An 18,066-nucleotide genomic window follows, 5' to 3' on the forward strand; every position below is an offset into this window, starting at 1 on the left:
GTCCCCTTCGCGATGACGCCTCTAGATACCAAGCGCCCGCTGCAGCTCAATGATCAGGGCCAGCTGCGCCACTTCCTCTCGCTCGACGGCCTGCGCCGCGAGTTGCTGACGGAAATCCTCGACACCGCCGACTCGTTCCTCGAAGTCGGTGCCCGGGCCGTGAAGAAGGTCCCGTTGCTGCGCGGCAAGACCGTGTGCAACGTGTTCTTCGAAAACTCCACCCGCACCCGCACCACCTTCGAACTGGCGGCCCAGCGGCTGTCGGCGGACGTCATCACCCTAAACGTGTCGACTTCGTCGGCCAGCAAGGGCGAAACCCTGCTCGACACCCTGCGCAACCTCGAAGCCATGGCCGCCGACATGTTCGTCGTACGCCACGGTGACTCGGGCGCTGCGCACTTCATCGCCGAGCATGTCTGCCCGCAAGTGGCGATCATCAACGGCGGCGACGGCCGTCACGCCCACCCGACCCAGGGCATGCTCGACATGCTGACCATCCGTCGGCACAAGGGCAGCTTCGAAAACCTTTCGGTGGCCATCGTCGGCGACATCCTGCACTCGCGGGTGGCGCGCTCGAACATGCTCGCCCTGAAGACCCTCGGTTGCCCGGACATCCGCGTGATCGCACCGAAAACCCTGCTGCCGATCGGCATCGAGCAATACGGCGTGAAGGTCTACACCGACATGACCGAAGGCCTGAAAGACGTCGACGTGGTGATCATGCTGCGCCTGCAGCGTGAGCGCATGACCGGCGGCCTGCTGCCGAGCGAAGGCGAGTTCTACCGCCTGTTCGGCCTGACCACCGCGCGCCTGGCCGGCGCCAAGCCCGATTGCATCGTCATGCACCCGGGGCCGATCAACCGCGGCGTGGAGATCGAGTCGGCGGTGGCCGACGGCCCGCACTCGGTAATCCTCAATCAAGTCACCTACGGCATCGCGATCCGTATGGCCGTGTTGTCGATGGCCATGAGCGGACAAACAGCCCAGCGCCAATTCGAGCAGGAGAACGCCCAGTGAAGCTCAGCATTCTCGGCGCCCGCGTCATCGATCCAAGCAGCGGCCTGGATCAAATCACCGATATTCACGTTGAAGCCTGCAAGATCGTCGCCCTCGGCGCCGCACCGGCCGGTTTCACTGCCCTCGAAACCATCGATGCCCAAGGCCTTGTCGCCGCTCCAGGCCTCGTAGACCTGAACGTCGCCCTGCGCGAGCCGGGCTACAGCCGCAAAGGCACCATCGCCAGCGAAACCCGCGCTGCGGCGGCCGGCGGCGTGACCAGCCTGTGCTGCCCGCCGAAAACCAAGCCGGTGCTCGACACCTCCGCAGTGGCCGAACTGATCCTCGACCGCGCCCGCGAGGCCGGCAACACCAAAGTGTTCCCGATCGGCGCCCTGAGCAAAGGCCTGGACGGCGAACAGCTGGCCGAGCTGGTGGCCCTGCGTGACGCTGGCTGTGTGGCGTTCGGCAACGGCCTGGAAAGCTTCCGCAACACCCGCACCCTGTGCCGGGCGCTGGATTACGCGGCGACCTTCGACCTGACCGTGATTTTCAATTCGCAGGATCACGACCTGGCCGACGGCGGCCTGGCCCACGAAGGCGCCACCGCCAGTTTCCTCGGTCTGCCGGGCATCCCGGAAACCGCTGAAACCGTGGCCCTGGCCCGCGACCTGCTGCTGGTCGAGCAGACCGGCGTGCGTGCGCATTTCAGCCAGCTCACCAGCGCTCGCGGCGTTGCGCTGATCGCTCAGGCACAAGCCCGTGGTTTGAAAGTCACGGCGGATGTCGCCCTGTATCAGTTGATCCTGACGGACGAAGCGCTGATCGACTTCAGCAGCCTGTATCACGTGCAACCGCCGCTGCGCACCCGCGCCGACCGCGACGGTCTGCGTGAAGCGGTGAAGTCCGGGGTGATTTCGGCGATTTCCAGCCATCACCAGCCCCACGAGCGTGATGCGAAACTGGCACCGTTCGGCGCCACCGAACCGGGCATCAGCAGCGTCGAGCTGCTGCTGCCGCTGGCGATGACGCTGGTCGAGGATGGTCTGCTGGACCTGCCGACCCTGCTCTCACGCCTGAGCGCCGGCCCGGCCGAGGCCCTGCGCCTGCCGGCGGGCAAACTGGCGGTGGGTGGCGCGGCGGATATCGTGCTGTTCGATCCGAAGGCTTCGACCGTGGCCGGCGAGACCTGGCTGTCGAAGGGCGAGAACTGCCCGTTCCTCGGTCATAGTCTGCCAGGCGTGGTGCGTTACACGTTGGTGGATGGCCGGATCAGCCATCAGGCATGAAGACAAGAGATAGCAGGCTGTAATGGCCTGCTATCTCTCGAATTCTATTCGATAGCGACAAACATCCTTACAGGAAAAGTTTCGCTTAAAGTCATTACCCGAAAAAGCCATATCCCTCGTGTCATTCCCGCCGCTAGATTTACCCAAGTGACGTAGGAAAGCGGCCGCCCGCCATAAAGAAATATCCGACGCTTTACACTCTCGTAAAAACAGCTTCGACACAATCAGAAACAGCCTACAAAGTTCTCGTAGGCGACACTTACGCTCAGCCATTAATATAAAACCGTCAAAAGGATAATCAATACCCACAAGGATGAGCATATGAAAAATGGACTTACGCTTCCCCCTATTGTCACCAGAGGCACAACAGGAAATTCTGGCGGATTTACAGTCGACTCCGGTTTCAGATGGGGATCCTACGCAACAGCAGATTGGCAGGGAGCAGGAGAGGCCATTGTCACCAATGACGGTCAAACCTATTCACTACCACTGAGCAATGGCCCAGTCATAACCTCAGCAGAAATGGACATGTTCCATGCCTGGCTTGAAATGAAATCCGGAATTAAAGCCTTCACCTATGAACTGCAAATGGTGAACAAGGCAATTAACAACGACGCTTTAGGTGGAATTCGGGACCTTTGGAGAATCACGGAAAGCGACAACTATTTACTCAGCAACGCCACCATTATCAGCCATGGTTATTTCAAGAACAAAGTCATCAACTTCAGTTTGGCTGATGCATTTGCAGCACAGCAGAAACTCAGTGCCATAGAAGCTTTGATAAAGGTTTCCGCGACTGCTCCGTACAACCTGAATTACGAAACACTCACAACCGAGCTTTCCGGAGGTACTTTCAGCCCGATCAAAGCCTTTGCTCATTACCTCTGGGGAAATGGTGAGAGGATGAGGGTCAACATCAACAATATTGGCCTGAATGTCAGAGCCAACGAACTGCCACTGCTGGCAAGCTCTATCGCGAGCACTCGAGAAGCAGGCACTTATTACTTATCTGACCCGAAGATCCCTTACGCCACCATTAATGACAGCAATGTCACCGGGGCTTATCTAGGAAGAATAACGTTAAAGATGGAAGGAAACTTTTCACGCGACAAAGCAGGATCCTGGGTTTTCGACGGTGCAATCAGAGCCTATACTGACACTTACGACTTCGACGCAAGCAACAGATCAACTGCCCTTGAGTTATTAACAACAGCAGGCAGAGTATTTTCCGGAACACATTACGAAATCGACATTTTCGGCGAGCATAAAATAAGGCTGAGCGGAACTGGATTTCACCCCACCCCGTGAGCACCAATAACTTTACAGACACCTGCACAACGGAAAGCGAATGAGCAGAACTTACACATTATTGAGTTATGTATACCCGACCGCTCTCGTACTCACATCTGGCGCAGGAGCACTCACATTAATAAAGAATCTCAAAGCAGGAACATATGACATAAATCAGGATTCAATCGGCCTGCCCATTGGTGTAACGCTGATTATTCTTCTGACACTTGCACTAATGCACTTGCTGCAGATTCTCTTATTACGCTGGGCACGCGCCAATTCGTTTGCAGGTCTGCTACTGAAAATATCGGCCTACCTGATTGCAACAATATCCTTGGTGATTTTGGTGGACAGGATTGTATATTGGTCGACACCCCAGCACGCCGTCATTGCAATACTTTATGGTATGACTGCCATTACATTTGCCATTTTCCAAATACAAACCTTGGTGCGATTGAAATAACGCGCAAGACTAAGTGTCGAGGGGGGAGCCTGCCAGCGCGCGAACTACGCCGACGGTCAGCCCCCTCGTCATCACTTACTGAAAGGCGCCCCGCCCTTCGGCATTACGCAGCGACACCTGATCGTTCAGCGTCCAGAAGTCATACAGCACGCCAATAAAGAACAATCCGCCGGTCAGCAGGTACAGCAAGCCTGTGATCCACTTGCCCTGGTACATCCGGTGCACACCGAACACCCCGAGGAACGTCAGCAGGATCCACGCCACGTTGTATTCGATCGGCCCCGCAGCAAATCGCAGATCCGCTTCCCGATCCATCGCCGGGATCAGGAACACGTCGATCAGCCAGCCGATCCCCAGTAGCCCGAAGGTGAAAAACCAGATCGTTCCGGTCACCGGCTTGCCGTAATAGAAGCGGTGAGAGCCGGTAAAACCGAAGATCCACAGCAGGTAACCGATCACTTTGCTATGGGTGTCTTTTTCCTTCACACGGGGTAGCTGATAGCTGTTCATGAAGACCTCGATTCACACGATAGATAAATATTCTTTAATTCTTTGTGACTTTTTTACAGGTAGCCGACGTACGGCAAATGCTACCGTGTGTTCCGTCAAAGCCTTATAGCACCTGACTTCTGTCCGACAATTGCGTCTATTTGCCGCTTGTTTGGTTCCGTTGCCCGCCTTTTGAATCGACCAACGGCCTCGGAAGGGACAAAAAAGCTGTTATAAAGTTGCGCGCTAACACATAAGAGCCCTGCCTAATGCGTCCATTTTTCAAGACATGGCTAACCATTTGCCTATTAATGCCACTGGCCGCCCACGCCACCAATCGTGAGCAACGTCTTCCCAACGTCAACGGCTTCACCCCTAAATCCCATGCCTCTGCTCCATCGAACAAAGGCAAGCAAACGAAACACACCACGCTCGCCAGCAAGAGTCACGGCAAGCTGGTCCCACCGATGGCGAACAAGGAAAGCAGCAACGTCCTCAGTCGCGCGGTGAACGTCCTCGGTACACCTTACCGTTGGGGCGGCAGCAGCCCAAGTAAAGGCTTCGATTGCAGCGGTCTGGTGAAATACGCGTTCAACGACGCGACTTTCGACCTGCCCCGCACCTCGAATGCCATGGCCAGCGGCCACGGCGAGAAAGTCGAGCGCAAGGATCTCAAGCCTGGCGACCTGATTTTCTTCAACATCAAGAGCCGTCGGGTCAATCACGTTGCCATCTACCTGGGCAACGACCGCTTCATCCACGCGCCGCGTCGTGGTAAAGCGGTGAGCATCGATACGCTGAACAAGCCGTATTGGGAACAGCATTACGTGGTAGCCAAGCGCGTGCTGCCGAAAGAACCAGGTGGCAAGCAGATGCGCGTGGTTCAGCGCTGATCTGTACAGATCATAAAAAACGCAGCTTTCGGGCTGCGTTTTTTTTCGTCCCTAGAAATTATCCGGTGTCCGCGCCTTCTCCCGCGCATGTTCGCGACTGATCAGGCCCTTGGTCACCAGATCCTTCAGGCACATGTCGAGTGTCTGCATCCCCAGCGATCCGCCGGTCTGAATCGCCGAATACATCTGCGCCACCTTGTCCTCGCGGATCAGGTTACGGATCGCCGACGTGCCGAGCATGATCTCGTGCGCCGCTACCCGCCCGCCGCCGATCTTCTTGATCAGCGTCTGCGACACCACGGCCAGCAGCGACTCGGACAACATCGAGCGCACCATGGACTTCTCATCCCCCGGGAACACGTCCACCACCCGGTCGATGGTCTTGGCCGCCGACGTGGTGTGCAGCGTGCCGAACACCAGGTGCCCGGTTTCGGCAGCGGTCAACGCCAGGCGGATGGTTTCCAGATCGCGCATCTCGCCCACCAGGATCACGTCCGGGTCTTCACGCAGCGCTGAACGCAACGCCGTGGCGAAACTGCGGGTATCGCGATGGACCTCACGCTGATTGATCAGGCATTTGCGCGATTCGTGAACGAATTCGATGGGGTCTTCGATGGTCAGGATGTGGTGATGACGGTGGGTGTTGAGGTAATCGATCATCGCCGCCAGCGTGGTGGACTTGCCGGAACCGGTCGGCCCCGTCACCAGCACCAGCCCGCGCGGGGCGTCGGTGATCTTGCGAAAGACGTCGCCCATGGCGAGGTCTTCCATGCTCAGCACTTTCGACGGAATGGTGCGGAACACGGCGCCGGCGCCACGGTTCTGGTTGAAGGCGTTGACCCGAAAACGCGCCACGCCGGGCACTTCGAAGGAAAAGTCGGTTTCCAGATGTTTCTCAAACTCCACCCGTTGGGTGTCGTTCATGATGTCGTAGATCAGCTCATGCACCTGCTTGTGATCCAGCGCCGGCAGATTGATCCGTCGCACATCGCCATCCACGCGGATCATCGGCGGCAGTCCGGCCGACAGGTGCAGGTCGGAAGCGCCCTGTTTGGCGCTGAAGGCCAGCAGTTCAGTGATATCCATAGCGTTCCTCAATTCCAGTAGAATGCCGCGAACCTACAGACCGCTGGCGCCTCTTGATGTCCACGATAGCAGACAACATCTCACTGGTTAGTTCGCGCATTCAGGCAGCCGTCAAAGCCGCCGGCCGCGATGAAAACAGCGTCCAACTGCTGGCCGTGAGCAAGACCAAACCCGCCGAAGCCCTGCGCGAAGCGTACGCCGCCGGCCTGCGCGACTTTGGCGAGAACTATCTGCAGGAAGCCCTGGGCAAACAGCTCGAACTGGCCGACCTGCCCTTGATCTGGCACTTCATCGGCCCCATTCAGTCGAACAAGACCCGCTCGATTGCCGAGCATTTCGCCTGGGTGCATTCCGTGGATCGCCTGAAAATCGCCCAACGCCTGTCCGAACAACGCCCGGCGGAGCTGCCGCCACTGAATATCTGCATTCAGGTCAACGTCAGCGGTGAAGCCAGCAAGTCCGGCTGCACCCCGGCCGACCTGCCGGCGCTGGCCCAGGCCATCAGCGCCCTGCCGCGCCTGAAGCTGCGCGGGCTGATGGCGATTCCCGAGCCGACCGACGATCGCGCCGAGCAAGACGCCGCATTCGCCGCTGTTCAGAAGCTGCAGGCCAGCCTCGATCTGCCGCTCGACACACTTTCCATGGGCATGAGCCACGACCTCGAGTCGGCCATTGCCCAGGGCGCCACCTGGGTCCGTATCGGTACGGCCCTGTTTGGCGCTCGCGACTACTCCCAATCTTGATGATTTCCAGATAAGGACCTGACATGAGCAACACGCGTATTGCCTTTATCGGTGCCGGCAACATGGCCGCCAGCCTGATCGGCGGCCTGCGGGCCAAGGGTCTGGAAGCCGCATCGATCCGCGCCAGCGATCCGGGCGAAGAGACCCGCAACCGGGTCAGCGCCGAGCACGGCATCGAAACCTTCGCCGACAACGCCCAGGCCATCGACGGTGCCGACGTTGTCGTGCTGGCGGTCAAGCCACAGGCCATGAAAGCCGTGTGCGAAGCGATCCGCCCGAGCCTGAAACCGAATCAACTGGTGGTGTCGATTGCCGCCGGCATCACCTGCGCCAGCATGACCGCATGGCTCGGCGAACAACCAATCGTGCGCTGCATGCCCAACACCCCGGCGCTGCTGCGTCAGGGCGTGAGCGGCTTGTACGCCACCAGCGAAGTGAGCGCCGAACAGCGCCAACAGGCTGAAGAGCTGCTGTCCGCCGTGGGCATCGCCCTGTGGCTGAACGAAGAGCAACAACTGGACGCGGTCACCGCTGTCTCCGGTTCCGGCCCGGCGTACTTCTTCCTGCTGATCGAAGCCATGACCGCCGCTGGCGTCAAACTCGGTCTGCCGAAGGAAACCGCCGAGCAACTGACCCTGCAAACCGCACTGGGCGCCGCGCACATGGCCGTGTCCAGCGACGTCGACGCCGCCGAACTGCGCCGCCGCGTGACCTCGCCAGCGGGCACCACTGAAGCGGCGATCAAATCGTTCCAGGCCGGCGGCTTCGAAGCCCTGGTGGAAAAAGCACTCGGCGCCGCCGCGCACCGCTCGGCCGAAATGGCCGAACAACTGGGCAAATAAGGAGCCTTACATGATTGGATTGAACACTGCAGCGGTCTACGTGCTGCAAACCCTCGGCAGCCTGTACCTGCTGATCGTGCTGCTGCGCTTTGTCCTGCAACTGGTGCGGGCGAACTTCTACAACCCGCTGTGCCAGTTCGTGGTCAAGGCTACCCAGCCGCTGCTCAAGCCACTGCGCCGGATCATCCCGAGCGTCTTCGGCCTCGACATGTCGTCGCTGGTGCTGGCAATCCTCGTGCAACTGGCACTGATGGCGCTGACCCTGCTGCTGACCTACGGCACCACCGGCAACCCGCTACAACTGTTCATCTGGTCGATCATCGGCGTGACCGCGCTGTTCCTGAAGATTTTCTTCTTCGCCCTGATCATCAGCGTGATCCTGTCGTGGGTCGCTCCGGGCAGCCATAACCCGGGCGCCGAGCTGGTGAACCAGATTTGCGAACCTGCCCTGGCGCCGTTCCGCCGCTTCCTGCCGAGCATGGGCGGTCTGGACCTGTCGCCGATCTTCGCCTTCCTCGCGCTGAAGCTGATCGACATGCTGGTGATCAACAACCTCGCGGCGATGACGATGATGCCGGAAATTCTGCGCCTGTTGATGTGAGCTGGTTTCGTTGGGACGGTGACGACTTGATCCTCGAGTGTCACCTGCAACCGGCAGCCCGCAGCGATGATTTCTGCGGGCTGCACGGCGACCGCTTGAAGATCCGCCTGACCGCGCCGCCGGTCGAGGGCAAGGCCAATGCGTACCTGATGGGGTTTCTGGCCAAGGCTTTTGGAGTCTCCAAGAGCCAGGTCAGCCTGATCAGCGGTGAGTTGAACCGGCAGAAACGTGTGCGCATCCACGCCCCCAAAAAACTGCCGGATTTGCCGGGGCTTCAACACCCCTGATCGTTGCTTGCCGCTGGGGGCAGCGGTCTTTAGACTTACGCCTCATTTCAACGAGAGCAGGGTCGATGCCAGCTGCCTTTCCCCCCGATTCTGTTGGTCTGGTGACGCCGGAAACGGCGCACTTCAGCGAACCGCTGGCCCTGGCCTGCGGCCGTTCGCTGGCCGCTTATGACCTGATCTACGAAACCTACGGCACGCTGAACGCGCAAGCGAGCAACGCCGTGTTGATCTGCCACGCCTTGTCCGGCCACCACCATGCCGCCGGCTACCACAGCGTCGACGACCGCAAGCCCGGTTGGTGGGACAGCTGCATCGGCCCCGGCAAACCGATCGACACCAACAAGTTCTTCGTGGTCAGCCTGAACAACCTCGGCGGCTGCAACGGCTCCACCGGCCCGAGCAGCCTCAACCCGGAAACCGGCAAACCGTTCGGCGCCGACTTCCCGGTGCTGACCGTGGAAGACTGGGTGCACAGCCAGGCACGCCTCGCCGACCTGCTCGGCATCGGCCAGTGGGCCGCAGTGATCGGTGGCAGCCTCGGCGGCATGCAGGCGCTGCAATGGACCATCACGTATCCGGATCGCGTGCGCCACTGCCTGGCCATCGCCTCGGCCCCCAAGCTGTCGGCGCAGAACATCGCCTTCAACGAAGTGGCGCGCCAGGCGATTCTCACCGACCCGGAATTCCACGGCGGCTCGTTCCAGGAACAGGGCGTGATCCCCAAGCGCGGGCTGATGCTGGCGCGGATGGTCGGGCACATCACCTACCTGTCCGACGACTCCATGGGCGAGAAATTCGGCCGTGGCCTGAAGAGCGAAAAGCTCAACTACGACTTCCACAGCGTCGAGTTCCAGGTCGAAAGCTACCTGCGCTATCAGGGCGAAGAGTTCTCCGGGCGCTTCGATGCCAACACGTATCTGTTGATGACCAAGGCGCTGGATTACTTCGATCCGGCGGCGAACTTCGACGATAACCTGGCGAAAACCTTCGAAGGTGCCAAAGCGAAGTTCTGCGTGATGTCGTTCACCACCGACTGGCGCTTCTCCCCGGCCCGATCGCGGGAACTGGTGGACGCGCTGATGGCCGCGCGCAAGGACGTCAGCTACCTGGAAATCGATGCGCCGCAGGGCCACGACGCCTTCCTGATTCCGATCCCGCGCTATTTGCAGGCGTTCGGCAATTACATGAACCGCATTACGTTGTGAGAAAGCCATGAGAGCTGATCTGGAAATCATCCAGGAATGGATCCCCGCCGGCAGCCGCGTGCTCGACCTCGGCTGCGGTGACGGCGAGTTGCTGACCTGGCTGCGCGACCACAAGCAGGTCACCGGTTATGGCCTGGAAAACGACCCGGACAACATCGCCGAGTGCGTGGCCAAGGGCATCAACGTCATCGAACAGGACCTGGACAAGGGCCTGGGCAACTTCGCCAGCAACAGCTTCGACGTGGTGGTGATGACCCAGGCCCTGCAAGCCGTGCACTACCCGGACAAGATCCTCGACGAAATGCTGCGGGTCGGTCGCCAGTGCATCATCACCTTCCCCAACTTCGGCCACTGGCGCTGCCGCTGGTACTTGGCGAGCAAGGGCCGGATGCCAGTGTCCGAGTTCCTGCCGTACACCTGGTACAACACGCCGAACATTCACTTCTGCACCTTCGAAGACTTTGAAGAACTTTGCCGCGAACGTGAGGCGAAGGTCATTGATCGGCTTGCCGTGGATCAACAGCACCGCCACGGGTGGGCCAGTAAGCTATGGCCTAATCTGTTAGGTGAGATCGGTATCTACCGCGTCAGCAGCCCGGGGCTGCAGGATCACAGAATCGCGGTCTGAACCACGACATTGCGAGGAGAACGAACATGGGACGCTTGATTACCGCGCTATTGGCCGCCTGCCTGAGCCTGTCGGCCATCGCTGCCGACGTCATCAAGGGCGAGCGCCAGGAAACCTTCGGCGACGTGACGGTGCACTACAACACCTTCAACTCGACCTACCTGCAACCGGACATTGCCAAGGCCGCCGAGCTGATTCGCAGCAAGAATCAGGGCGTGATCAATGTCTCGGTGATCAAGGACGGCAAGCCGTTGATCGCCAATGTCACCGGCACGGTCAAAGACCTGACCAGCCAGAGCGTGCCGCTGAAATTCCGCCAGATCACCGAACAGGGCGCGATCTATTACATCGCCCAGTACCCGGTGGAACAGCAGGAAACCCGCACCTTTGAAATCAAGGTGCAGAACGGCGACAAGATCAACACCATCAATTTCAACCAAGAGCTTTTCCCCGGCGAATGATGAACCTCAAGCAACTCGTACTGGCCAGCCATAACGCCGGCAAACTCAAGGAACTCCAGGCCATGCTCGGCGAATCGGTGCAATTGCGCTCGATCGGCGAGTTCAGCAGCGTGGAGCCGGAAGAGACCGGCCTGTCGTTCGTCGAGAACGCGATCCTCAAGGCCCGCAATGCCGCGCGCATCTCCGGGCTGCCGGCGCTGGCCGACGATTCGGGGCTGGCGGTGGATTTCCTCGGCGGTGCGCCGGGCATCTACTCGGCGCGCTACGCCGACGGCAAGGGCGACGCGGCGAACAACGCCAAGCTGCTCGACGCCTTGAAGGATGTGCCGGAAGCCGAGCGCGGCGCGCAGTTCGTCTGCGTGCTGGCCTTGGTGCGTCACGCTGACGATCCGCTGCCGATTCTTTGCGAAGGCCTGTGGCACGGGCGCATCCTGACCGCCGCCAGCGGTGAACACGGTTTCGGCTATGACCCGCTGTTCTGGGTCCCGGAGCGTAACGTGTCCAGTGCCGAGCTGAGCCCGAGCGACAAGAACCAGATCAGCCACCGCGCCCGTGCAATGGATCTGCTGCGCCTGCGTCTGGGCTTGAAATGACCGATAGCTCCTCCGCGTCGTCGCTGATCATCGGCGGCGCCGCCTCCTCGTCTCGGGCGCCGTTGCCGACGCTGCCGCCCCTGGCGCTGTACATCCACATCCCGTGGTGTGTGCGCAAATGCCCGTATTGCGACTTCAACTCCCACACCGCCAGCCCGGTGCTACCAGAGCAGGAATACGTCGACGCGATGCTGGCCGACCTCGACCAGGATCTGCACGCGGTGTATGGCCGTGAGCTGAGTTCGATCTTCTTTGGCGGCGGCACACCGAGCCTGTTCAGTGCCGAAGCCCTCGGCCGCTTGCTCGAAGGCGTGAAACAGCGCATTCCGTTTGCCGATGACATCGAAATCACCCTGGAAGCCAACCCCGGGACTTTCGAGCAAGAGAAGTTCGTCGCCTACCGCAAACTGGGGATCAATCGCCTGTCGATCGGTATCCAGAGCTTCCAGCAGGAAAAGCTCAAGGCCCTCGGCCGCATCCACAACGGCGACGAAGCCATCCGCGCCGCCGGCATGGCGCGCCAGGCCGGGTTCGATAACTTCAACCTCGACTTGATGCACGGCTTGCCGGATCAGTCGCTGGACGATGCCTTGAGCGATCTGCGTCAGGCGATCGAGCTGAAGCCAACGCACATTTCCTGGTATCAGCTGACACTGGAGCCGAACACCGTGTTCTGGAACCAGCCGCCAGTGCTGCCGGAAGACGACACGCTGTGGGACATTCAGGAGGCCGGACAGGCGCTGCTGGCCGAACACGGTTACGCGCAGTACGAAGTCTCCGCCTATGCGCAGCCCGGTCGCCCGGCGCGGCATAACCTCAATTACTGGAGCTTCGGCGACTTCATCGGTATCGGCGCCGGCGCTCACGGCAAACTCAGCCACCCGGACGGGCGGATCGTGCGCACCTGGAAGACGCGCTTGCCGAAGGACTACCTCAACCCGGCCAAAAGCTTTCAGGCCGGCGAGAAAGCCCTGACTAACGACGAGATGCCGTTCGAGTTCCTGATGAACGCCCTGCGCCTGACTGCCGGCGTCGAATCACGCCTGTACCCCGAGCGCACCGGCCTGCCGCTGGAGAGCCTCGACGAACACCGCCGCGAGGCCGAACAAAGCGGTCTGTTGCAGGTCGAACCGTCACGTCTGGCGGCCACCGAGCGCGGACAACTGTTCCTCAATGACTTGCTGCAGAAATTTCTGAACTGAGCCCAACGCCCAACGGCAGCCCCAAGGAAAAACCATGGATTTGATTCTCGACCTGCTCGCCACCGTGTCCCGCTGGAGTCGCAGCAACCTCTCGGAAATCGCGCTGGCCCTGGTGGGCTGCCTGCTGGTGCTGTTCGGCGCTGACTTCAAGGCCTGGGTCGACCAGCGCCTGGGCAGCATCGCCGGCGCCCTGCGCGTCCCGCTGATGGCCCTGCTCTGCCTGATCGGCAGCGGCGCGGCACTGATCTACGCCACGCCTTGGGTGGTGAAGGGCTTGAGCCAGTTCAACAACTACAGCCTGGCACCGGTGTTGTTGGTGGTGCTCGTTTTGATCGGCGTAGTCGCGGATCGCCGCTGACCGCGCATTGAAAACAGACAGGGAAGTTCATGAGCAAGAAACTGTTGGACGAAACAAGCAAATTTCTCAGCTTCGTGCTGCGTCATGAGCCACAGGCGATCGGCCTGACGCTGGATTCCGAAGGCTGGGCAGACATCGACGCCTTGATCAATGGCGCGGCGCGGGACGGCAGAACGCTGGATCGCACGCTGATTGAAAACGTCGTGGCGAGCAGTGACAAGAAGCGCTTTTCGATCTCCGCCGACGGTCAGTCGATTCGTGCGGTTCAGGGACACTCGACGAAAAGCGTGGAGCTGCAGTTCGAAGAAAAGCAGCCTCCGGAAACGCTGTATCACGGCACGGCGACACGTTTCATGGACTCGATCAACGAGCAGGGATTGATCCCGGGATCACGCCATCACGTGCACCTTTCTCAGGAAACCGCTACCGCCTCGGCGGTTGGGCAACGTTACGGAACGGTGGTGATTCTGAAGGTTGCAGCGCGGCAGATGCAGGAACAGGGTTTCAAGTTCTATCAGGCCGAGAATGGCGTCTGGCTGACCGAGCGGGTTCCGGCTGAATTTCTTTCAACGGTGTAACTTCCGAGTACCGCTAAAACAACTGTGGGAGCCAATGGCTCCCACAGTTTTATTGCGTGATGCTTAAGCGAGCTTTTCGAACTTCAGATCCCACACGCCATGCCCAAGACGTTCGCCGCGGCGTTCGAACTTGGTGATCGGGCGTTCGGCCGGGCGTGGCACGCACTTGCCGTCTTCGGCGAGGTTGCGATAGCCCGGGGCGACGTTCATCACTTCCAGCATGTATTCGGCGTACGGTTCCCAGTCGGTGGCCATGTGCAGAATGCCGCCAACCTTCAGCTTGCTGCGCACCAGCTCAGCGAAGGACGCCTGAACGATGCGGCGCTTGTGGTGACGGCTCTTGTGCCACGGGTCCGGGAAGAACAGCATCAGGCGATCGAGGCTGTTGTCGGCGATGCAGCGATTGAGCACTTCGATCGCGTCGCAATCGTAGACCCGCAGGTTGGTCAGGCCCTGCGTCAGCACGCCATTGAGCAGCGCACCGACACCCGGACGGTGAACTTCGACACCGATGAAATCCTGTTCCGGCGCAGCGGCTGCCATTTCCAGCAGCGAGTGGCCCATGCCGAAACCGATCTCCAGCGAACGCGGCGCGGAACGGCCGAACACCTGGTCGTAATCCACCGGCGCATCGGCCAGCGGCAGGACGAACTTCGGCGCGCCCTGATCCAGGCCGCGCTGCTGGCCTTCGGTCATGCGCCCGGCGCGCATCACGAAACTCTTGATGCGGCGGTGTTGGCGCTCGTCGCCTTCTTCCGTCTGGATTGGCGTGTCGTTCGATTCAGTCATCAATAGCTCTTACTTGATCAGACCATCCAGCGGCGAAGAGGCGCTGGCATAGAGTTTTTTCGGCATGCGGCCGGCGAGGTAGGCCAGGCGGCCCGCGACGATCGCGTGTTTCATGGCTTCAGCCATCATGATCGGCTGCTGGGCGTGGGCGATGGCCGAGTTCATCAGCACCGCATCACAGCCCAGCTCCATGGAGATGGTGGCGTCGGAAGCGGTGCCGACACCGGCATCCACCAGCACCGGAATTTTTGCTTCTTCGAGGATGATCTGCAGGTTGTACGGGTTGCAGATCCCCAGGCCCGAACCGATCAGACCGGCCAGCGGCATCACTGCGATGCAGCCGATTTCAGCCAGTTGACGGGCGATGATCGGGTCATCACTGGTGTAAACCATCACGTCGAAGCCTTCCTTGACCAGCACTTCGGCGGCCTTGAGGGTTTCGATCACGTTGGGGAACAGGGTTTTCTGGTCGGCCAGCACTTCCAGCTTCACCAGGTTATGGCCATCAAGCAGCTCACGGGCCAGGCGGCAGGTGCGCACAGCCTCGACAGCGTCGTAGCAGCCAGCGGTGTTCGGCAGGAAGGTGTAGCGATCCGGTGACAGCACATCGAGCAGGTTCGGCTCGCCTTCGATCTGGCCCAGGTTGGTACGGCGCACGGCGAAGGTGACGATCTCGGCACCCGAGGCTTCGATGGCCAGACGGGTTTCTTCCATGTCACGGTACTTGCCGGTACCGACCAGCAAACGCGACTGGTAAGTACGACCGGCCAGAACGAAAGGCTTGTCGCTACGAACGATGCTCATGGGAAATCCTCTGTTGGGGTGAGGGTCTTGCAGAATTCTCGGCCCATACAGGCCTGGCGACTAGCCGCCGCCGATGGCGTGCACCACTTCGACGTTGTCGCCGTCGTTCAAAGTCGTGTCGGCATGCTGGCTGCGCGGGACGATATCCAGATTGAGTTCGACCGCCACCCGGCGTCCGGTCAGGTCCAGACGGGTCAGCAGGGCCGCAACGGTTTCACCGTCGGGCAGTTCAAGGGATTCGCCGTTCAACTGAATGCGCATGCCGGATGCCGCCATCATTTTTAGGGGGTGGCATTCTAGCCCGATCATGACCTAAAGGTCAGCACCAAGCGTCAAGCGGTTGGCTGCAGGCGCCAGGCGGCGAGTCCGAGGCACAACCAGCCGATCAGGAACGCCAGGCCACCGAACGGGGTGATGATGCCGAGCTTGCCGATGCCGACGGTGGTCAGCAGGTACAGGCTGCCGGAGAACAGCAGGATGCCGATGCTGAACGAGATACCGGCCCAGGCAACCAGTCGCCCCTGAAGCTGCGTGGCCAGCAGTGCCACGCCGAACAACGCCAGCGCATGCACCAGTTGATAGGTGACGCCGGTGTGGAAGATCGCGAGGTACTCGGGGGTCAGGCGGTTTTTCAGGCCATGGGCGGCGAATGCGCCGAGGCCGACACCGGTAAAACCAAAGAAGGCAGCCAGCATCAGAAAGCTACGCAGCATGTAGAACTCCAGTCAGACTCGATCGGCAGGGTCTGTATAATGGCCCGCTCAACCGGTTCGGCCAAGCCATCTCTATGCTGCGTTTATTTCTCCGTCGTTTCACGAAGGCTCTGCTCTGGTTCGCGGGCGGCAGCGTATTGCTGGTGTTGGTGTTTCGTTTCGTGCCGCCACCGGGCACGGCGCTGATGGTCGAGCGCAAGATCGAATCCTGGGTCGACGGCGAGCCGATTGATCTGCAGCGCACCTGGAAGCCGTGGGACGAGATCTCCGATGACCTGAAGGTCGCGGTGATTGCCGGCGAAGACCAGAAATTCCCCGAGCATTGGGGTTTTGACCTGAGCGCGATCAAGGCCGCACTGGCCCACAACGAACTCGGCGGCTCGATTCGCGGCGCCAGCACCTTGAGCCAGCAAGTGTCGAAGAACCTGTTCTTGTGGTCGGGTCGCAGTTATCTGCGCAAAGGCCTGGAAGCGTGGTTTACCGCGCTGATCGAAGTGTTCTGGCCCAAGCAGCGGATTCTTGAGGTGTACCTGAACAGTGTCGAGTGGGATGACGGCGTGTTTGGTGCCGAAGCGGCGGCAAGGCATCACTTTGGCGTAGGCGCCAAGTCTTTGTCCCGGCAGCAGGCGAGTTATCTGGCGGCTGTATTGCCCAATCCCCGGGTCTGGAGCGCCAGCCACCCGACCTCCTATGTTTCACGCCGGGCGGGATGGATTCGCCAGCAGATGAGCCAACTGGGTGGCGACAGCTATTTGCTGACACTCAATGATTCGCGGCGGGCACCCTGGGCTCAATGACTTACTGACAGGCAAACAAAAACGCCCCGATCATCACTGATCGGGGCGTTTTTTATTGTCGGACTACCGGTTACGCGGCAATCGACAACTTGAGCTTGTTCATCGCGCTCTTCTCGAGCTGACGGATCCGCTCGGCCGACACGTTGTACTTCTGCGCCAGGTCGTGCAGCGTGGCTTTCTCTTCTGCCAGCCAGCGCTGGTAGAGGATGTCGCGGCTGCGTTCGTCCAGCACTTCCAGCGCTTCGTGCAGGTTGTGATTGGAGTTGTCGCTCCAGTCGGCATCTTCCAGCTGACGCGCCGGGTCGTACCGGTGGTCTTCCAGGTAGTTGGCCGGCGACTGGAAAGCACTGTCGTCGTCCGCTTCGGCAGCCGGGTCGAAGGCCATGTCATGGCCGGTCAGGCGACTTTCCATCTCACGCACTTCACGCGGCTCGACGCCGAGGCTTTCCGCCACACGGTGGACTTCCTCGTTGTTCAGCCAGGCCAGACGTTTCTTCTGGCTGCGCAGGTTGAAGAACAGCTTGCGCTGGGCCTTGGTGGTCGCGACTTTCACGATCCGCCAGTTGCGCAGGATGAACTCGTGAATTTCGGCCTTGATCCAGTGCACCGCGAAGGACACCAGACGCACGCCCATTTCCGGGTTGAAACGCTTCACGGCCTTCATCAGGCCGACGTTGCCTTCCTGGATCAGGTCAGCCTGAGCCAGACCATAGCCGGAATAGCTACGGGCAATGTGTACGACAAAACGCAGGTGGGCGAGCACCATCTGCCGAGCCGCCCCCAAATCCTGCTCATAGTAGAGACTCTCGGCCAGTTCACGCTCCTGCTCCGGCGTCAGCAATGGAATGCTGTTGACGGTGTGTACATAGGCTTCCAGGTTTGCGCCCGGAACCAATGCATACGCAGGTTGCAAAGAATTGGTCATACGAAAAAACCTCCGACTTACATACTCGCGCCTT

At 60.2% G+C, this 18,066-nt stretch carries 24 protein-coding genes; 17 read left to right on the forward strand and 7 right to left on the reverse strand.

The genetic code is table 11. The features are described from left to right. Window positions 1-12: 12 nt before the first annotated feature. From IF199_RS28160 to IF199_RS28175, 4 genes are all read left to right on the forward strand, one after another. The gene (locus tag IF199_RS28160; RefSeq protein WP_095164512.1) at window positions 13-1,017 is read left to right on the forward strand and encodes an aspartate carbamoyltransferase catalytic subunit; all 1,005 of its coding nucleotides are present in this window, start codon (window positions 13-15) and stop codon (window positions 1,015-1,017) included. Continuing rightward, window positions 1,014-2,285: a dihydroorotase gene (locus IF199_RS28165; RefSeq protein ID WP_192559208.1), complete on the forward strand. Its 1,272-nt coding sequence runs from the start codon at window positions 1,014-1,016 to the stop codon at window positions 2,283-2,285. Before IF199_RS28160 ends, IF199_RS28165 begins: the two co-directional genes overlap by 4 nt. 321 nt (window positions 2,286-2,606) lie before the next feature. Next, window positions 2,607-3,593 carry a lipid II-degrading bacteriocin gene (locus IF199_RS28170; RefSeq protein ID WP_192559209.1) on the forward strand — a complete coding sequence of 329 codons (987 nt, stop codon included), beginning with the start codon at window positions 2,607-2,609 and terminating at the stop codon, window positions 3,591-3,593. Between the two features lie 40 nt (window positions 3,594-3,633). After that, complete coding sequence (locus IF199_RS28175) at window positions 3,634-4,038, forward strand: hypothetical protein (RefSeq protein WP_192559210.1); 405 nt, start codon at window positions 3,634-3,636, stop codon at window positions 4,036-4,038. A gap of 75 nt (window positions 4,039-4,113) precedes the next feature. Here the strand turns inward: IF199_RS28175 and IF199_RS28180 are convergent, their stop codons facing one another. Further along, entirely contained in the window at window positions 4,114-4,548 is a 435-nt protein-coding gene (locus IF199_RS28180) for an NINE protein (RefSeq protein WP_192559211.1), read from the reverse strand. Window positions 4,549-4,796: 248 nt separating this feature from the next. Between IF199_RS28180 and IF199_RS28185 the strand changes: the two genes are divergently transcribed. Then, window positions 4,797-5,420 (forward strand): C40 family peptidase, encoded by a 624-nt coding sequence (locus tag IF199_RS28185; RefSeq protein WP_096817610.1) that lies wholly within the window; start codon window positions 4,797-4,799, stop codon window positions 5,418-5,420. A 51-nt stretch (window positions 5,421-5,471) separates the two neighbouring features. Here the strand turns inward: IF199_RS28185 and IF199_RS28190 are convergent, their stop codons facing one another. Then, the gene (locus IF199_RS28190) at window positions 5,472-6,506 is read right to left on the reverse strand and encodes a type IV pilus twitching motility protein PilT (RefSeq protein WP_114886090.1); all 1,035 of its coding nucleotides are present in this window, start codon (window positions 6,504-6,506) and stop codon (window positions 5,472-5,474) included. Window positions 6,507-6,562: 56 nt separating this feature from the next. On the opposite strand from IF199_RS28190, the gene IF199_RS28195 reads away from it, so the two are divergent. From IF199_RS28195 to IF199_RS28245, 11 genes are all read left to right on the forward strand, one after another. Continuing rightward, on the forward strand, window positions 6,563-7,249 hold the full coding sequence (locus IF199_RS28195; protein WP_192559212.1) for a YggS family pyridoxal phosphate-dependent enzyme: 687 nt from the start codon (window positions 6,563-6,565) through the stop codon (window positions 7,247-7,249). Window positions 7,250-7,272: 23 nt separating this feature from the next. Then, complete coding sequence (gene proC, locus IF199_RS28200; RefSeq protein ID WP_192559213.1) at window positions 7,273-8,091, forward strand: pyrroline-5-carboxylate reductase; 819 nt, start codon at window positions 7,273-7,275, stop codon at window positions 8,089-8,091. A 10-nt stretch (window positions 8,092-8,101) separates the two neighbouring features. After that, the gene (locus IF199_RS28205; RefSeq protein ID WP_096817605.1) at window positions 8,102-8,692 is read left to right on the forward strand and encodes a YggT family protein; all 591 of its coding nucleotides are present in this window, start codon (window positions 8,102-8,104) and stop codon (window positions 8,690-8,692) included. Continuing rightward, window positions 8,689-8,979 carry a DUF167 domain-containing protein gene (locus IF199_RS28210; RefSeq protein ID WP_096817603.1) on the forward strand — a complete coding sequence of 97 codons (291 nt, stop codon included), beginning with the start codon at window positions 8,689-8,691 and terminating at the stop codon, window positions 8,977-8,979. The genes IF199_RS28205 and IF199_RS28210 overlap by 4 nt, the downstream gene beginning before the upstream one ends. A 65-nt stretch (window positions 8,980-9,044) precedes the next feature. Next, a complete protein-coding gene (gene metX, locus IF199_RS28215; protein ID WP_192559214.1) occupies window positions 9,045-10,184 on the forward strand; it encodes a homoserine O-succinyltransferase MetX in 1,140 nt (379 codons plus the stop codon). A gap of 7 nt (window positions 10,185-10,191) precedes the next feature. Beyond that, window positions 10,192-10,812 (forward strand): methionine biosynthesis protein MetW, encoded by a 621-nt coding sequence (gene metW, locus IF199_RS28220; RefSeq protein ID WP_096817600.1) that lies wholly within the window; start codon window positions 10,192-10,194, stop codon window positions 10,810-10,812. 26 nt (window positions 10,813-10,838) lie between these two features. Then, window positions 10,839-11,273: a DUF4426 domain-containing protein gene (locus tag IF199_RS28225; protein ID WP_096817597.1), complete on the forward strand. Its 435-nt coding sequence runs from the start codon at window positions 10,839-10,841 to the stop codon at window positions 11,271-11,273. After that, window positions 11,270-11,866, forward strand: a complete 597-nt coding sequence (gene rdgB, locus IF199_RS28230; protein ID WP_102619693.1) for an RdgB/HAM1 family non-canonical purine NTP pyrophosphatase — start codon at window positions 11,270-11,272, stop codon at window positions 11,864-11,866. The genes IF199_RS28225 and rdgB overlap by 4 nt, the downstream gene beginning before the upstream one ends. Further along, complete coding sequence (gene hemW / locus IF199_RS28235; protein ID WP_244142418.1) at window positions 11,863-13,068, forward strand: radical SAM family heme chaperone HemW; 1,206 nt, start codon at window positions 11,863-11,865, stop codon at window positions 13,066-13,068. The genes rdgB and hemW overlap by 4 nt, the downstream gene beginning before the upstream one ends. 34 nt (window positions 13,069-13,102) lie before the next feature. Further along, window positions 13,103-13,426: a DUF3392 domain-containing protein gene (locus IF199_RS28240; RefSeq protein ID WP_102619691.1), complete on the forward strand. Its 324-nt coding sequence runs from the start codon at window positions 13,103-13,105 to the stop codon at window positions 13,424-13,426. 29 nt (window positions 13,427-13,455) lie between these two features. Continuing rightward, on the forward strand, window positions 13,456-14,004 hold the full coding sequence (locus tag IF199_RS28245; protein WP_192559215.1) for an RNA 2'-phosphotransferase: 549 nt from the start codon (window positions 13,456-13,458) through the stop codon (window positions 14,002-14,004). A gap of 63 nt (window positions 14,005-14,067) precedes the next feature. Here IF199_RS28245 and trmB read toward each other — a convergent pair whose 3' ends face one another. The 4 genes from trmB to IF199_RS28265 all read right to left on the reverse strand — a co-directional run bounded on the left by trmB (window position 14,068) and on the right by IF199_RS28265 (window position 16,310). Then, window positions 14,068-14,793, reverse strand: a complete 726-nt coding sequence (gene trmB, locus IF199_RS28250; protein ID WP_085646976.1) for a tRNA (guanosine(46)-N7)-methyltransferase TrmB — start codon at window positions 14,791-14,793, stop codon at window positions 14,068-14,070. Between the two features lie 9 nt (window positions 14,794-14,802). Next, window positions 14,803-15,597: a thiazole synthase gene (locus tag IF199_RS28255; RefSeq protein ID WP_085731561.1), complete on the reverse strand. Its 795-nt coding sequence runs from the start codon at window positions 15,595-15,597 to the stop codon at window positions 14,803-14,805. Window positions 15,598-15,657: 60 nt separating this feature from the next. Continuing rightward, window positions 15,658-15,858: a sulfur carrier protein ThiS gene (gene thiS / locus IF199_RS28260; protein WP_167394879.1), complete on the reverse strand. Its 201-nt coding sequence runs from the start codon at window positions 15,856-15,858 to the stop codon at window positions 15,658-15,660. A gap of 71 nt (window positions 15,859-15,929) precedes the next feature. Next, window positions 15,930-16,310 (reverse strand): DUF423 domain-containing protein, encoded by a 381-nt coding sequence (locus tag IF199_RS28265; protein ID WP_085709061.1) that lies wholly within the window; start codon window positions 16,308-16,310, stop codon window positions 15,930-15,932. A gap of 74 nt (window positions 16,311-16,384) precedes the next feature. On the opposite strand from IF199_RS28265, the gene mtgA reads away from it, so the two are divergent. Next, the gene (gene mtgA / locus IF199_RS28270; RefSeq protein WP_096817587.1) at window positions 16,385-17,107 is read left to right on the forward strand and encodes a monofunctional biosynthetic peptidoglycan transglycosylase; all 723 of its coding nucleotides are present in this window, start codon (window positions 16,385-16,387) and stop codon (window positions 17,105-17,107) included. A gap of 70 nt (window positions 17,108-17,177) precedes the next feature. Here the strand turns inward: mtgA and rpoH are convergent, their stop codons facing one another. After that, window positions 17,178-18,032, reverse strand: coding sequence for an RNA polymerase sigma factor RpoH (gene rpoH / locus IF199_RS28275; RefSeq protein WP_003229146.1), 855 nt, complete (start codon window positions 18,030-18,032; stop codon window positions 17,178-17,180). Window positions 18,033-18,066 lie beyond the last annotated feature (34 nt).

The organism is Pseudomonas allokribbensis, from assembly GCF_014863605.1.
GTDB lineage: Bacteria > Pseudomonadota > Gammaproteobacteria > Pseudomonadales > Pseudomonadaceae > Aquipseudomonas > Aquipseudomonas allokribbensis.

Bases quoted from the DNA above. Each gene is read 5' to 3' on its own strand.
- IF199_RS28225 (WP_096817597.1), top strand. From the start codon at position 10,839: ATGGGACGCTTGATTACCGCGCTATTGGCCGCCTGCCTGAGCCTGTCG.
- IF199_RS28190 (WP_114886090.1), bottom strand. From the start codon at position 6,506: ATGGATATCACTGAACTGCTGGCCTTCAGCGCCAAACAGGGCGCTTCC.
- metW (WP_096817600.1), top strand. From the start codon at position 10,192: ATGAGAGCTGATCTGGAAATCATCCAGGAATGGATCCCCGCCGGCAGC.
- IF199_RS28205 (WP_096817605.1), top strand. From the start codon at position 8,102: ATGATTGGATTGAACACTGCAGCGGTCTACGTGCTGCAAACCCTCGGC.
- IF199_RS28255 (WP_085731561.1), bottom strand. From the start codon at position 15,597: ATGAGCATCGTTCGTAGCGACAAGCCTTTCGTTCTGGCCGGTCGTACT.
- IF199_RS28185 (WP_096817610.1), top strand. From the start codon at position 4,797: ATGCGTCCATTTTTCAAGACATGGCTAACCATTTGCCTATTAATGCCA.
- rdgB (WP_102619693.1), top strand. From the start codon at position 11,270: ATGATGAACCTCAAGCAACTCGTACTGGCCAGCCATAACGCCGGCAAA.
- IF199_RS28180 (WP_192559211.1), bottom strand. From the start codon at position 4,548: ATGAACAGCTATCAGCTACCCCGTGTGAAGGAAAAAGACACCCATAGC.
- metX (WP_192559214.1), top strand. From the start codon at position 9,045: ATGCCAGCTGCCTTTCCCCCCGATTCTGTTGGTCTGGTGACGCCGGAA.
- IF199_RS28175 (WP_192559210.1), top strand. From the start codon at position 3,634: ATGAGCAGAACTTACACATTATTGAGTTATGTATACCCGACCGCTCTC.
- IF199_RS28245 (WP_192559215.1), top strand. From the start codon at position 13,456: ATGAGCAAGAAACTGTTGGACGAAACAAGCAAATTTCTCAGCTTCGTG.
- thiS (WP_167394879.1), bottom strand. From the start codon at position 15,858: ATGCGCATTCAGTTGAACGGCGAATCCCTTGAACTGCCCGACGGTGAA.
- trmB (WP_085646976.1), bottom strand. From the start codon at position 14,793: ATGACTGAATCGAACGACACGCCAATCCAGACGGAAGAAGGCGACGAG.
- proC (WP_192559213.1), top strand. From the start codon at position 7,273: ATGAGCAACACGCGTATTGCCTTTATCGGTGCCGGCAACATGGCCGCC.
- IF199_RS28195 (WP_192559212.1), top strand. From the start codon at position 6,563: ATGTCCACGATAGCAGACAACATCTCACTGGTTAGTTCGCGCATTCAG.
- hemW (WP_244142418.1), top strand. From the start codon at position 11,863: ATGACCGATAGCTCCTCCGCGTCGTCGCTGATCATCGGCGGCGCCGCC.
- rpoH (WP_003229146.1), bottom strand. From the start codon at position 18,032: ATGACCAATTCTTTGCAACCTGCGTATGCATTGGTTCCGGGCGCAAAC.
- IF199_RS28265 (WP_085709061.1), bottom strand. From the start codon at position 16,310: ATGCTGCGTAGCTTTCTGATGCTGGCTGCCTTCTTTGGTTTTACCGGT.
- IF199_RS28160 (WP_095164512.1), top strand. From the start codon at position 13: ATGACGCCTCTAGATACCAAGCGCCCGCTGCAGCTCAATGATCAGGGC.
- IF199_RS28170 (WP_192559209.1), top strand. From the start codon at position 2,607: ATGAAAAATGGACTTACGCTTCCCCCTATTGTCACCAGAGGCACAACA.
- mtgA (WP_096817587.1), top strand. From the start codon at position 16,385: ATGCTGCGTTTATTTCTCCGTCGTTTCACGAAGGCTCTGCTCTGGTTC.
- IF199_RS28240 (WP_102619691.1), top strand. From the start codon at position 13,103: ATGGATTTGATTCTCGACCTGCTCGCCACCGTGTCCCGCTGGAGTCGC.